The organism is Mesorhizobium sp. AR10 (genome assembly GCF_024746795.1).
In the GTDB taxonomy this organism is placed as follows: Bacteria; Pseudomonadota; Alphaproteobacteria; order Rhizobiales; family Rhizobiaceae; genus Mesorhizobium.
Map to the genome: position 1 here is coordinate 1,343,274 of NZ_CP080524.1, position 14,041 is coordinate 1,357,314.

The 14,041-nt window shown below is 63.2% G+C and carries 10 protein-coding genes; 5 read left to right on the forward strand and 5 right to left on the reverse strand.

Going from position 1 to position 14,041, the window contains the following annotated elements; genetic code table 11:
• Positions 1-22: 22 nt before the first annotated feature.
• Complete coding sequence (locus tag LHFGNBLO_RS09980) at positions 23-640, reverse strand: TetR/AcrR family transcriptional regulator (protein ID WP_258606433.1); 618 nt, start codon at positions 638-640, stop codon at positions 23-25.
• Between the two features lie 74 nt (positions 641-714).
• On the opposite strand from LHFGNBLO_RS09980, the gene LHFGNBLO_RS09985 reads away from it, so the two are divergent.
• Together LHFGNBLO_RS09985 and LHFGNBLO_RS09990 are read left to right on the forward strand one after the other, a co-directional pair.
• The gene (locus LHFGNBLO_RS09985) at positions 715-1,998 is read left to right on the forward strand and encodes an MFS transporter (RefSeq protein WP_258606435.1); all 1,284 of its coding nucleotides are present in this window, start codon (positions 715-717) and stop codon (positions 1,996-1,998) included.
• A 274-nt stretch (positions 1,999-2,272) separates the two neighbouring features.
• A complete protein-coding gene (locus tag LHFGNBLO_RS09990; protein WP_258606437.1) occupies positions 2,273-3,841 on the forward strand; it encodes an alkaline phosphatase D family protein in 1,569 nt (522 codons plus the stop codon).
• A gap of 104 nt (positions 3,842-3,945) precedes the next feature.
• Here the strand turns inward: LHFGNBLO_RS09990 and LHFGNBLO_RS09995 are convergent, their stop codons facing one another.
• Positions 3,946-4,227: a hypothetical protein gene (locus LHFGNBLO_RS09995; protein WP_258606438.1), complete on the reverse strand. Its 282-nt coding sequence runs from the start codon at positions 4,225-4,227 to the stop codon at positions 3,946-3,948.
• 197 nt (positions 4,228-4,424) lie between these two features.
• On the opposite strand from LHFGNBLO_RS09995, the gene typA reads away from it, so the two are divergent.
• On the forward strand, positions 4,425-6,254 hold the full coding sequence (gene typA / locus LHFGNBLO_RS10000) for a translational GTPase TypA (RefSeq protein WP_258606441.1): 1,830 nt from the start codon (positions 4,425-4,427) through the stop codon (positions 6,252-6,254).
• 59 nt (positions 6,255-6,313) lie between these two features.
• On the opposite strand, the gene LHFGNBLO_RS10005 is transcribed toward typA, so the two are convergent.
• The gene (locus tag LHFGNBLO_RS10005) at positions 6,314-6,940 is read right to left on the reverse strand and encodes a DUF1062 domain-containing protein (RefSeq protein WP_258606443.1); all 627 of its coding nucleotides are present in this window, start codon (positions 6,938-6,940) and stop codon (positions 6,314-6,316) included.
• A 399-nt stretch (positions 6,941-7,339) separates the two neighbouring features.
• On the opposite strand from LHFGNBLO_RS10005, the gene LHFGNBLO_RS10010 reads away from it, so the two are divergent.
• On the forward strand, positions 7,340-7,954 hold the full coding sequence (locus tag LHFGNBLO_RS10010) for a LysE family translocator (protein ID WP_258606445.1): 615 nt from the start codon (positions 7,340-7,342) through the stop codon (positions 7,952-7,954).
• Positions 7,955-8,014: 60 nt separating this feature from the next.
• Here LHFGNBLO_RS10010 and LHFGNBLO_RS10015 read toward each other — a convergent pair whose 3' ends face one another.
• Together LHFGNBLO_RS10015 and LHFGNBLO_RS10020 are read right to left on the reverse strand one after the other, a co-directional pair.
• On the reverse strand, positions 8,015-8,338 hold the full coding sequence (locus tag LHFGNBLO_RS10015; protein ID WP_258606446.1) for a hypothetical protein: 324 nt from the start codon (positions 8,336-8,338) through the stop codon (positions 8,015-8,017).
• 137 nt (positions 8,339-8,475) lie between these two features.
• A complete protein-coding gene (locus LHFGNBLO_RS10020) occupies positions 8,476-9,039 on the reverse strand; it encodes a peroxidase-related enzyme (RefSeq protein ID WP_258606448.1) in 564 nt (187 codons plus the stop codon).
• 138 nt (positions 9,040-9,177) lie between these two features.
• On the opposite strand from LHFGNBLO_RS10020, the gene LHFGNBLO_RS10025 reads away from it, so the two are divergent.
• Positions 9,178-13,977, forward strand: coding sequence for an NAD-glutamate dehydrogenase (locus LHFGNBLO_RS10025; RefSeq protein WP_258606450.1), 4,800 nt, complete (start codon positions 9,178-9,180; stop codon positions 13,975-13,977).
• Positions 13,978-14,041: the final 64 nt, after the last annotated feature.

Sequence of the window (14,041 nt, forward strand, 5' to 3'; positions counted from 1 at the left end):
TATCGTCAAATTCCGACCTGGCCTAGTCTTTCAGGCTCGCCCCGATCAGCAGATCTGCGTTGCGGGCGACCGATTGTGCTGGGCCGCCCAACCCGAACAACTGGCCACTGATATAGGCGCCCTCGATCAACAGCAGCAGCCCGTCGCCGAGCGTGTCGGCGTCGCCAGCGCCCATCGCCGCTGCCATGGCGCGCAAGCGGCGGCGCAATTCCTGTTTGTTGGCCTCGCTGACGACGCGGGCCGGGTGGCCGTGTTCGGGATACTCGACGGCAGCGTTGGTCATGCCGCAGCCGCGATAGTCGGGCTTTTGCGTGCGCTTGCCGACGCGGGTCAGGAAAGCGTGGATCTGCGCGCGCGGGTCGCCCGGATGGGCATTCACCGCCTCATCGAAGCGATCCCAGAATTCGAGGTCGTATTGCCGGAGATAGGATGCGGCCAACTCGTCCTTGGAAGGAAAGCTGCGGTAGAGGCTGGGCTTGGTGACGCCTGCGCGCCGCACAATCTCGTCGACGCCGATTGCCCTGATGCCTTGCCGGTAGAACAGGTCGCGCGCCACGCCGAGGATCTTCTCGGCAGCCTTTGGCAGAGCCGATGCGTGAGCACCCTTGATGGGTGGTTCAATATTATTGTCCGATGGCATCCGGCGACTCGCTTGACAGTGTTACCGATCGGTACGTATAGCCTTGGGCTAATTGCAACGTACCGGTCAGTAACATGATAGCTCAATCCCGTCCGTTTGGCCAGCGCTACGCTTTCGTCGTGGTCGGCGTCATCTTCCTCTGCCTGCTGATCGCGGCGGGCCTGCGCTCGGCGCCCGCGGTCATGATGCTGCCTCTGGAAGAGAGTTTCGGCTGGCGCCGCGATGTCGTTTCGCTGGCTGCTGCCGTCGGCATCTTTCTCTACGGTCTGACCGGGCCGTTTGCTGCCGCACTGATGGAACGGATCGGGTTGCGCCGCACGCTGCTTGCCTCGCTCGTGGTAATGTCGGGCTCGACGGCGCTCAGCCTGTTGATGACCGAGCCCTGGCATCTGCTTATCACATGGGGTGTGTTTTCCGGCATCGGCTCGGGCGCGGTCGCCACCGTGCTCGGCGCCACCATCGTCAATCGCTGGTTCAAGACCAATCGCGGGCTGGTGATGGGGCTGATGTCGGCCTCCAGCGCCACTGGCTTGCTGGTGTTCCTGCCGCTGCTGGCCGCGCTCGCCCAGTCGGGTGGCTGGAAGCCGGTCGCCATCGCCATTTCGGTTGCCACCGCCTGCCTTCTGCCGCTGGTCTGGCTGCTGGTGCCTGAGCGCCCGGCCTCGATCGGCATGGTGCGCTACGGCGCCGAGGCTGACGACGTGCCGCCGGTGCCACCGGCATCGCAAGGCAATTTCCTCGCGCACACGCTCAACACGCTGCGACGCGCCGCTCGCACGCGGGTGTTCTGGTATCTGTTCGCCACTTTCTTCGTCTGTGGCTTTACCACCAATGGGCTGGTCGGCACGCATTTGATCGCCTTCTGCGGCGACATGGGCATCGGCGAGATTCAGGCGGCTGGGCTGCTGTCGATGATGGGCATCTTCGACCTGATCGGCACGACGCTGTCGGGCTGGCTCACCGACCGCTTCGATCCGCGCAAGCTGCTCGGCGTCTACTATGCGATCCGTGGCCTGTCGCTGATCTATCTGCCCTATTCCGGCTTCTCGGCGACCAGCCTGATCATCTTCGCCGTGCTCTATGGGCTCGACTGGATCGCCACCGTGCCGCCGACGCTGAGGCTGGCCAACGAGGCGTTCGGCGACCGCAGCGGGCCGATCGTCTTCGGCTGGATCGTCGCCGGCCATCAGGTGGGGGCGGCAACGGCGGCCTTCTTCGGCGGCACCATGCGCGAACTGCAAGGCAATTACGAACTGGCCTTCCTCATCGCCGGCATGACCGCGATTGCGGCCGCCTGCATCTCGCTGCTGATCAACACCAGCCGTCCGGCTTTCGATCCGGAGCCGCAGTCGGCGTAGGGCGCGGCTGTCGGGCGCCAATCTCCCCCCTTGAGGGGGAGAGGGCCGCGAAGCGGCCAGAGGGGGTCGGTTCGACCGGACTCAGCCTTACTGTTGCTGCGGATGGGGCTGGTGCTTGATGCGAGGCGACCCCCTCTGTCGCCTTCGGCGACATCTCCCCCTCAAGGGGGGAGATGTCTGTTGGTTGTTACGAAACCTTCATCGTTTCGAGATGCGCCTGAAACATTGACGTTGGACCTTGGTGGCACCGTTCGAAGCCATCCAGGAGACAGCCATGAACAAGATTTCCCGCCGCGCTTTTGTCACCTCCGCGAGCGCCGTTGGGCTGCTCGGCGCTTCGGGCCTGGCACTGCCCTATTACTCGCGCGCCAATCAGCGGCCGGCCTTCACCCATGGCATCCAGTCGGGCGACGTCGACGCCACCAGCGGCATGGTGTGGACGCGCACGGATCGGCCGTCACGGGTCATGTTCGAAGTGTCGTCGACGGAAAGTTTCGCCAATGCCACCCGGCTGGCGCCGCTCGATACGTCGCCGGCCAGCGACTACACGGTGAAGCGGCTGCTTACCGACCTCGCCTCCGACCAGGACATCTTCTACCGCATGACAGCGGCCGATCTTGCCGACATCAATGCCGTTTCCGAACCGATCACCGGCCGCTTCCGTACGGCGCCGGCATCCAAGCGCGACATCCGTTTCGCCTGGTCGGGCGATACCGCCGGTCAGGGTTGGGGCATCGACGATACCGGCATGAAGACCTACTCCACGATCGGCAAGCATACGCCCGACTTCTTCCTGCATTCGGGCGACACCATCTATGCCGACGGCCCGATGAAGGACGAGGTCGATCTGCCGAGCGGCGGCAAGTGGAAGAACACCGTCCTCATCGACGAAAAGCGAAAGGTTGCGCAGACGCTGGACGAATACCGGGCGCAGTGGAAATACAACCTGATGGACAGCCACGTGCGGGGGCTCAGCGCCATCTGCCCGACCTTCTACCAGTGGGACGACCATGAGGTGGTGAACAACTGGTCGGATTCAAAGGACCTGACCGCTGACGACCGCTACTCGGAAAAATCCATCCATGTGCTGGCGGCACGCGCGGCGCGCGCCTTCCATGAGATGACGACGATCCGCTACGAGCCGTCCGAACCCGGCCGCGTCTACCGAAAGATCGCCTATGGGCCGTTGCTCGACGTGTTCTTCCTCGACATGCGGTCCTATCGCGGCGCCAATGGCCCCGACATGCAGGATACGATGACGCCGCAATCGCGCATACTCGGCGAACAGCAGACGAAATGGCTGAAGCGCGAGCTGGCAAACTCCAACGCGACCTGGAAAATCATCGCCGCCGACATGCCGCTTGGCCTCATCGTCTGGAACGACGGCGCCAAGAAAGTTGGAGCCGAGGCGGTCAGCAATGGCGACAATGGCCCGGCAAAGGGACGCGAGCTCGAGATCGCGGATCTTCTGCGCTACATCAAGAATGCCGGCATCGCCAACACCGTCTGGCTCACCGCCGACGTGCACTACACGGCGGCGCATTACTACAACCCGGACAAGGCGCAGTTCCAGGATTTCAACCCGTTCTGGGAATTCGTCTCCGGCCCGATCCATGCCGGCACGTTCGGTCCCAACGATTTCGACATGACCTTCGGCCCGGAGCTGAAATTCATCAAGGCGCCGACCGCCGAGCAGGGGCAGAACCTGCCGCCGTCGGCCGGGCTGCAGTTTTTCGGCCTGGTCGACATCAACGGCGCCAGCGAACAGCTGACGGTGCGGCTGATGGATCGCGACGACAACGAGCTCTACAAGGTGACGCTCGATCCGGTGCGGTCGGCGTAAGCCAGACCATGATCCCGAAAAGTGGAGACCGGTTTTCGGACAAGATCATGGTCGAACAAGAAGGTAGAGCCCCATCCCCGATTCTATCGGGGTGGGATCAGGCTCTAGTCTGGATAACAAGCCGTGGGAATGTTGGGCCAGACCGCGCTGTCGCAGCCGGCGGCATCCTGCCGCTGCTTGAAGGCGGCACTGACTGGTCCGGTCACCACCGGGTCCACGCCATCGGGGGCGTCCGCAAAAAGCTGCTCTGCCGTTTGCGTATCGGACGACAGGGCCGGCCGCGCCTCTTTCAGCGTTGCGGCCGATTGCGCGGCGCCTATAGCGAGGATGACGGCGAGGGCTGCCCACCCCACGATCTGCCGGATTCTGATGACTTGATCGGTCATGAAGGTCGAACTGCTCGGGCCCCGAAAGGTTCCCGCCTTGGTTAATGAAATCATTTCACACGCGGATGTTTAAGATTTGATGAGTATTTGGTGACGAGCCGCCTCTTTCGCAATTGCGAAAAACCCTGTATGAGCCGCGCAACCGAAAGAGGCAGCGCCTTTTGGCCTGCTGCCTGCAACGCTCCCGAGACCACAACATGAAAATTCGTAATATCGCGATCATCGCGCACGTCGACCATGGAAAAACCACCCTCGTCGACCAGCTTTTGAGGCAATCCGGCTCTTTCCGCGACAATCAGCGCGTCGCCGAGCGCGCCATGGATTCGAACGACCTCGAAAAGGAACGCGGCATCACCATCCTGGCCAAGGCGACCTCGGTTGACTGGAAGGATACCCGCATCAACATCGTCGACACCCCCGGCCACGCCGATTTCGGCGGTGAGGTCGAGCGCATCCTGTCGATGGTGGATTCGGCCATTGTGCTGGTCGACGCCGCCGAAGGGCCGATGCCACAGACAAAATTCGTCGTCGGCAAGGCGCTCAAGGTCGGCCTGAAGCCGATCGTCGTCATCAACAAGATCGACCGGCCGGACGCCCGCCATGTCGAGGTGGTCAACGAAGTGTTCGACCTGTTTGCAGCACTTGATGCTACCGACGAACAGCTCGACTTCCCGATTCTCTACGGTTCAGGCCGCGATGGCTGGGTTTCCGAGAATCCCGAAGGCCCCAAGGACCAGGGCCTGGCGCCGCTGTTCGATCTCGTCATCAAGCATGTGCCCGCGCCGACCGTTCACCCCGGCCCGTTCCGCATGATCGGCACCATTCTTGAAGCCAATCCGTTCCTTGGCCGCATCATCACCGGCCGCATCGAATCCGGCACGTTGAAATCCAACCAGCCGGTCAAGGTGCTGCACCATGACGGCACGCTGGTCGAAACCGGCCGCATCTCCAAGATCCTCGCTTTCCGCGGCCTCGAGCGCCAGCCGATCGAAGAGGCGCAGGCGGGTGACATCGTCGCCATTGCCGGCCTGTCGAAAGGAACCGTCGCCGACACCTTCTGCGATCCGGCGGTGACCGAGCCGCTGCATGCGCAGCCGATCGATCCGCCGACCGTGACCATGTCCTTCCTCGTCAACGATAGTCCGCTGGCCGGCACGGAGGGCGACAAGGTGACCAGCCGCGTCATCCGCGACCGCCTGCTGCGCGAGGCCGAAGGCAATGTGGCGCTGAAGATCGAGGAATCGCCGGACAAGGATTCGTTCTTCGTCTCCGGCCGCGGCGAATTGCAGCTTGCCGTGCTGATCGAGACGATGCGCCGCGAAGGTTTTGAGATCGCCGTGTCGCGGCCACGTGTCGTCATGCAGAAGGGCGAAAACGGTGAAATGCTCGAGCCGGTCGAGGAAGTCGTCATCGACGTCGACGAGGAGCATGCTGGCATCGTCGTGCAGAAGATGTCGGAGCGCAAGGCCGAGATGGTCGAGTTGCGCCCGTCCGGCGGCAATCGCCAGCGCATCGTCTTCCACGCACCGACGCGCGGCCTGATCGGCTACCAGTCGGAACTGTTGACCGATACGCGCGGCACCGCCGTGATGAACCGGCTGTTCCATGCCTACGAGCCCTACAAGGGCGAATTGCCCGGCCGCATCAATGGCGTGCTGATCTCCAACGAGCAGGGTGAGGCGGTGGCCTACGCCATGTGGAACCTCGAAGACCGCGGCCCGATGGTCATCGACCCGGGCGTCAAGGTCTATCAGGGCATGATCATCGGCATCCATTCACGCGACAACGACCTCGAAGTGAACGTGCTGAAGGGCAAGAAGCTGACCAACATCCGCGCCGCCGGCAAGGACGAAGCGGTGAAGCTGACGCCGCCGATCCGCATGACGCTGGAGAAGGCTTTGGCCTGGATCCAGGACGACGAGTTGGTTGAGGTGACGCCGAAGACCATCCGCCTGCGCAAGCTTTATCTCGACCCGAACGAGCGCAAGCGCTTCGAGAAGTCGGCGAAAGTTGCCGGCGCGGCGTAAGTTTTTCTCTTCGTTGAAGGGGTGCCGGGAGGGAGCACATGTGTGCTCCCTCCCTTATTTTATCCGCCGGCGGCCGAGATGATGGCTTCGCGATCGGGCTCGCCGGCCAGATCGATGCGGATCGCCGTTCCCTCGCGGGCAGGCTTGCGCAAGGCTTTGGCTCCCTCCGGGTCAATGATGAGCCGCCGCCGCTCCTCCAGCGCCTGAAGCCGCGATCGCGAGACGCCGAGTTCGTTGGCAAGCAACCGGTCGAGCCGCAGCGATGTCGGCATTTCGAGTGCGAGTTGAAGCTCCAGGGCGGTCATGTTTTCCTCGATGTCGCCGAGCATCTGCTTGTGAACGGCGACTTCGGGAAATTCTTCGACGCGCCCAACGCTGTTTCGTAGGGCAACGACATCGAAGGCATGACGACGCGCCAGCGCCGGGTCATTGCTTTCCAGCGCTTGCAGCAATTCGGGCGCGATGTCGCGGCGGTTGCAGCGTTCCAGAATGCCAAAGTTCCAGGAGTTGTCGCAATCGACGCAGCGGTAGATCAGCCACACGTCGATGCGTTTGCCATTGGCGTTGACGCGGAATTTCCAGCTGCAGCGGTAGGCCTTCACGCCACCGCAGCGATTGCAGTTGATGAGAGGTCGAGGCGCTGTTTTGGCTGCGATCGCCCAGCGGATACGCAGGTGTCCAGACATGCCGATAAGCCCTTCCCGTCGGGAAGTTCATCAAGTCGGCGAGGTCGAAGTGCCCCTGCGGGCTCGGCGTGGCGAGAAAGCTGCAGCGATTGGAAAACAGGCGTCGCGGGTGATAGAACGCGACAGCGATTCAGCAGTGCCAAACCGGTCTCGAACCGCCACCCTTGAGGAACACATGATGTGAAAACAGGCGTCGCCAAGCGGCGCCGTGCGATATGTCGGGGGAGTTGACGAGACCGGCGGTTACTGAGGCAAAGTGAAGCTCAAAATTGTGTCGGGACGGCACTTCTAGCCTGCGGGATATCGGGCCGACAAGCCCCCTCTTTCATCGACGCTACCGCCGCCGGAACACTTCGGCTAATATTGAAACAGCTGAAATCTCAAACAAAGATCACGCCCATGCACGTCACTTCGCTTCTGATCTTCGCCGCAGCCCTTTTCGTTGCCGCCGGTTCGCCCGGCCCGTCGATCGCCGCACTTGTGGCGCGGGTGATCGCGAAGGGGTTTCGCGACGTGTTCCCGTTTCTGCTCGCCATGTGGATCGGCGAAGGCATCTGGCTGTCGCTGGCAGTGTTCGGGCTGGCGGTGGTGGCGCAGACCTTCCATTTCGCCTTCGTCGTGGTGAAGTGGGTCGGCGTCGCCTATCTCGCCTGGCTGGCCTGGAAGATGTGGACCGCCCCTGTCGAAGCGGGCGAGGGCGAGATGCCGCGTGAGGATTCAGCCGTCAAACTGTTCTTCGCCGGCATGGCGGTGACGCTCGGCAATCCCAAGATCATGATGTTCTATCTGGCGTTGCTGCCGACAATCATCGACCTCGCCGCAGTCAGCGTCATCGGCTGGGTCGAGCTGACGCTGACCATGGCGGTGGTTCTCATCGCCATCGATCTCGCCTGGGTGCTCGCCGCATCGCAGGCGCGCAAACTGTTGAAGAGCAAGCGGGCGATGAAGATCGCCAACCGCATCAGCGCCGGCACCATGGCCGGCGCCGCGGCCGCGATAGCGGTGCGGTCCTGAGCATGATCCCGAAAAGTGGGAACCGGTTTTCGGAAAGATCATGCTCAAACAAACGGAGCGTCACGCCATATTGATGATCGGCGCGATCTCGACGCTGAAAGCCGGGTCCATCAGGATAGGACAATCCTTGGCCTTGGCGACGGCATCGTCGATGTCCCTCGCTTCGATGATCGTATAACCAGCGGTCGGATTGCTGCCGCCATTGTTCTCGATCTTGCCGCCGGGCAGCACCGTCTTCGACATGCCGACCGGATTGCCGCCGTCGACCACGGACGAGCCGAGCTTGCCGTACCAGCCGTTCCAGGCATCCACTGCCGCTTTCCGCTCGGCCTCGTCGGTCGGCATCTTGCCCGAGCCGTGATAGACGTAGAGAAACTTCGCCATGTTCTCCTCCCTTGATCAGCGGCATCGAACCGGCATGCGGTCACGCCGCAGACCGATCATCGGACCAAAATGGCGAACAGGCAATGAGAATGCGCAATCGCTAGTATTCGGTGCGACTGGGTGGCCGTAGCTGGCCGCTATCGCGCCATGGCGTGGTATTCATCGTTCGGGCGCATGTCGATTGCCGCCGCCACCCGGTTCGACATGTTGAAGAAGGCGGCGGTCGAAGCGATGTCCCAGATGTCGCGGTCGGAAAAGCCGGCCTGGCGTAGTGCCGCCCGGTCGGCCTCGACGATCTTTGCCGGCTGTTCGGTCAGCTTCACCGCGAATTCGAGCATCGCTGTCTGTCTGGCGGAAAGGTCGGCGGCGCGAAAATTCATCACCATCATCTCGCCCAAGGCCGGGTCGCCGGAAAGCTGGCGCACCGCCGCGCCATGCGCGGTCAGGCAATAGTAGCAATGGTTGATGGAGGAGACGACGACAGCGATCATCTCGCGCTCGAGCTTCGACAGGCCGGAGTCGCCCAGCATCAAATCATTATACGTGTCGGTGAAGGCGCGCAGTTTCTTCTCGTCGAAGGCGTAGGCCAGGAGCACATTAGGGACGAGGCCGAGCTTCTCCTCGCATTTGGCGAAATAGGCTTTTGTCGCTTCGCTCAGCTCCGCGGGTGCGAGGTCAAGCGCGCTGATTTTGCCGGTCATCGGCCATTTCTCCTTGTTCGTCACTGATTTTGCCGCCGAATTCCGACATTTCGTCGCAAGCCGTCAAACCTTTGTCGCCAAATACCGGTCATCTGCTACCATAGTCGCAAAAGCATATGACGGGAGGGAATTAGCACTATGGCCAGCCTGAAAACCGCAAGCCAGTCGAAAAAGACGAGTCCGGTAAAGGGAGGCACGGTAAAGGGGAGCGAAAAGCCCGGCAGGCTCGCCGACTATCTGCTCGCCCGGGCGCCGGCCGAGGATGTCGCGGCCTATGATGCAGCCGATCTCGAACGCGCCGCCGACCTTGCTGGGCGCGCCATCGCCAAACACAGAAAGGGCGATTGCGTCGTCGCCATAGACGTCGATTCCGGTGTCGTGCGCCAGGGTCGGCCGCTGACCGTAGTTACCGTCGTCAACGACAACATGCCTTTCCTGTTCGATTCGATCCTCGGCGAAATCACTGAGAGCGCCGGCGAGCCGCTGCTGGTAACCCATCCGGTCATCGTCGTCAGGCACGGCAAGAGCGGTGTCGATGAAATCCTCGGCGATGGCGGCTTTGCCAAGGGCGACGACAGCCATGACCGGCTGAGTGTCATCCACGTCCATATTGGCCGCCTGTCAGTTGACCAGGCCGAGGCCCTGGCCGGACGGCTGAAGAAGATACTCACCCAGGTGCGCGCCGCCGTCACCGACTGGAAGCCGATGCTGGCCCGTCTCGACCAGGCGATCTCGGAATTCCGCTATGCGCCGGTGCCGCTCGACAAGGCTAGCGTCACCGAGGCGATCGCCTTCCTCGAATGGCTGCGCGACGACAATTTCACCTTCCTCGGCATGCGCGAGTTCAAATATACCGGCGGCGAAAAGAGCGGCACGCTGGAACGCGCCGAAAAACCCGGCCTCGGCATCCTGTCCGATCCCGACGTGCTGGTGCTGCGGCGCGGCACCGAAGCGGTGACGACGACGCCGGAAATCCGCGCCTTCCTGCACGGGCCGGAACCGCTGATCGTCACCAAGGCCAACGCCAAGTCGGCGGTGCACCGGCGCATCTATCTCGATTACATCGGCGTCAAGACCTACACCGCCAAGGGCGTGCTTTCGGGCGAACTGCGGATGGTCGGCCTGTTCACCTCGACCGCATACACGCGCTCGGTGATGAAGATCCCCTATCTGCGCTCGAAGGCGGGAACCATCATCGCCAAGTCCGGCTTCAATCCGGGCGATCACTCCGGCAAGGCGCTGATCAACGTGCTGGAGAGCTATCCGCGCGACGAACTGTTCCAGGTCCCGGTGCCGATCCTGCGCAAGCACGCCGAAGCCATATTGGGGTTGGTCGAACGGCCGCGCGTCAGAGCGCTGGTGCGCGCCGACCAGTTCGACCGCTTCGTCTCGATCCTCGTCTTCGTGCCGCGCGACCGCTACGACAGTGTCGTGCGCGAGAAGGTCGGTGCCTATCTGAAGACGGTGTTCGAAGGCCGGCTGTCTGCCTATTACCCGGCCTTCCCGGAAGGCGGGCTGGCGCGCGTGCATTTCATCATCGGCCGCTCAGGCGGCAAGACGCCGAAAATCGAACAGGCGACGATCGAGGCGGCGATCCGCGACATCGTGCGGACCTGGGACGACGCTCTGCGCGAAACCGCGGCAGAGACCGGCGCCGATGCGGCGCTCACCGCCATCGCCTCGCGGTTTTCGGAAAGCTACCGCGACAGTTTCCCGCCGGCGGTGGCACTAACGGATGCCGGGCGCATCGCCAAGATCAACGCTGCCAATCCGATCGCCATCGACTATTACCGGCATGCCGACCAGAAGCCGCATCAGGCGGCATTGAAGATCTTTCATCACGCCAGCCCGGTGGCGCTGTCGCGGCGGGTGCCGGTGCTGGAAAACATCGGCTTCCGCGTCATCAGCGAGCGCACCTTCGAGGTTGGCGACGATCAATCCGGCATGGTCTTCGTGCACGACATGGAGTTGGAGAACAGCTACGGCAAGCCGATAGACCTTGGCGATGGCGGCGCGCTGTTCGAGGACGCGTTCCTGTCGGTCTGGCGTGGCGATATCGACAATGACGGTTACAACGGCCTTGCCCAGACTGCCGGCCTGTGGTCGGGCGAAGTCACCATCCTGCGCGCCTATGGCCGCTACCTGCAGCAGGTCGGCATCCCGCAGAGCCAGGACTTCATCGCCGCGGCGCTCAACCGCTATCCCGACATCGCGCGCGGCCTGCATGCGCTGTTCATCGCCCGCCTCGGACCGACAGCGGAAGGGGAAGGCGTGGTGGCGGCCAAGCATCTTAAGGCCAAGATCAAGGACGCTCTGGAAGACGTTCCCAACATCGATGACGACACCATCATCCGCCGCTATCTGAACCTGATCGAAGCCTCGTTGCGCACCAATCATTTCGTTGCCGATACGAAAGAGAAAGGCCAGTCGCTGGCCATAAAACTCGATTCGCATGCGGTCGACGGGCTGCCGGCGCCGCGGCCATGGCGGGAAATCTTCGTCTACGGCTCCGAGGTCGAGGGCGTGCATCTGCGCTTCGGCCCGGTCGCCCGCGGTGGTCTGCGCTGGTCGGACCGCGCCCAGGACTATCGCACCGAGGTGCTCGGCTTGGTGAAGGCGCAGCAGGTCAAGAATGCGGTGATCGTGCCGGTCGGCGCCAAGGGCGGCTTCTATCCGAAGAAGCTGCCGATGAGCGCCGGTCGCGACGCCATCTTCGAAGCCGGCACGTCGGCTTACAAGAACTACGTCTCCAGCCTGTTGTCGATCACCGACAATATCGGCCTCGACGACGTCATTCCGCCGGCCGGCGTTGTGCGGCGCGACCAGGACGATCCCTATTTCGTCGTCGCCGCTGACAAGGGCACGGCGACCTTCTCCGACACCGCCAACGCCATCAGCGAGAAGCATGGTTTCTGGCTCGACGACGCTTTCGCCAGCGGCGGCTCGGCCGGCTACGACCACAAGAAGATGGGCATCACCGCCAAGGGCGCCTGGGAAGCGGTGAAGCGGCATTTCCGCGAGATGAACCGCGACATCCAGACCACGCCCTTCACCGTCGTCGGCGTCGGCGACATGTCGGGCGACGTGTTCGGCAACGGCATGCTGTTGTCGCCGCAGACGCGGCTGATCGCCGCCTTCGACCATCGCGACATCTTCATCGATCCCGATCCCGACATGGCGGCTTCGATGGCCGAGCGGGAGCGCATGTTCGCCCTGCCGCGTTCGAGCTGGCAGGACTACGACAAGACAAAACTGTCGGAAGGCGGCGTCATCGTCTCGCGCAGCCAGAAGTCGATCACGCTACCGGCGGCCGCGGCTGCAGCCATCGGGCTTGGCAAGACGACCGCCTCGCCGGTCGAGATCATGAACGCCATCCTCAAGGCGCCGGTCGACCTCCTGTGGTTCGGCGGCATTGGCACGTATCTCAGGGCATCGACCGAGACCAACGGGGATGTCGGCGACCGCGCCAATGACGCCATCCGCGTCACCGCGCTCGACGTGCGCGCCAAGGTCATCGGCGAGGGCGCCAATCTCGGCGTGACGCAGCGCGCCCGCATCGAGTTCGGACTGAACGGCGGCCGCTGCAATTCCGACGCCATCGACAATTCGGGCGGCGTCAACTGCTCCGACGTCGAGGTCAACATCAAGATCGCGCTGGCTTCGGCCATGCGCAAGGGATCGCTGACACGGCCGGCGCGCAACAAGTTGCTGGCCGAAATGACCGGCGAAGTCGGCACGCTGGTGCTGTCCAACAATTACGAACAGACGCTGGCGCTTTCCATTGCCCGCAAGCGTGGCCTCGCCGACATTGCGCATCAGAGCCGCTTCATGGCGGCGCTGGAGGCGCGCGGCTTGCTCGACCGTGCCGTCGAGACGCTGCCGTCGCCGGTAGCGCTTGCCGAGCGCGAGGCGCGCGGCGAGCCACTGACCAGGGCCGAGCTCGGCGTGCTGCTTGCCTATGCCAAGATCGTGCTGTTTTCCGACATCGTCGCCAGCGACGTGCCGGATGATGCGCATTTCGACCGCGACCTGATGGGCTATTTCCCCGACCGCATGGCCAAGAAATATGGCGACGAAATTCGCAGCCATCGCCTGCGCCGCGAAATCATCGCCCGCGTCGTCGCCAACGATCTGGTCAACCGCGGCGGACCGTCTTTCGTCAACCGGCTGCAGGAAGCGACCGGCCGCAGTGCCGCCGACGTGGTGCGCACCTTCGCCGTGGTGCGCGACGGCTTTGCGCTGCCGGCGCTATATCGCGAGATCGACGCCCTCGACAACCAGATCGACGGTCAGGTGCAGCTCGACCTTAATCAGACGGTTAGCCGGCTGATCTTCATGGCCAGCGGCTGGTATCTGAAGAACGATGCCGGCACTGCACCGCTCGGCCAGCGCATCGCCGAACTGCAGGAGGCGCGAAAGGCGCTCGAGCCGAAAATCGTTTCGCTGCTGCCGGCCTTCTCGCGCGAGCGGATCGAGGAGAAGCGGCATGGCCTGTTCAAGGGCGGCGCGCCGGAAAAACTGGCCGAGCAGCTAGCGCTGGCCGTTGTGGCGGAACTCATCCCCGACATCGCGCTGACGGCGCGGATGGCGAATGCCGACATCGTCGCCGCAGCGAAAGCGTTTTTCGCGGTCAGCGACGCCTTCCGCATTCCGCGCGTCGAGGATGCGGCGCGCTCGATCACGCCGTCGGATTACTACGATCAACTGGCGCTCTCCCGCGCGACCGACACGATTGGTGCTGCCCGGCGCGGCATCGCGGTGGCAGCGCTCACCGGCCATGCCAGGGCGGCGGACCCGGTGGCGGCATGGCTGGAGGCCGGCGGCGAAAGGGTCGCGCGCATCCGCGAGCGGCTGCAGGCATTGACCGAGGGCGGCGACATCACCGTATCGCGGTTGTCGGTGGCATCGGGGTTGATGAGTGATCTGACCGCGCGGTGACGTTCCACATCACGCGAGATTGCCGACAAGAACTGCGCTATAGAGCGGAGCGGCGCCCTGTTTC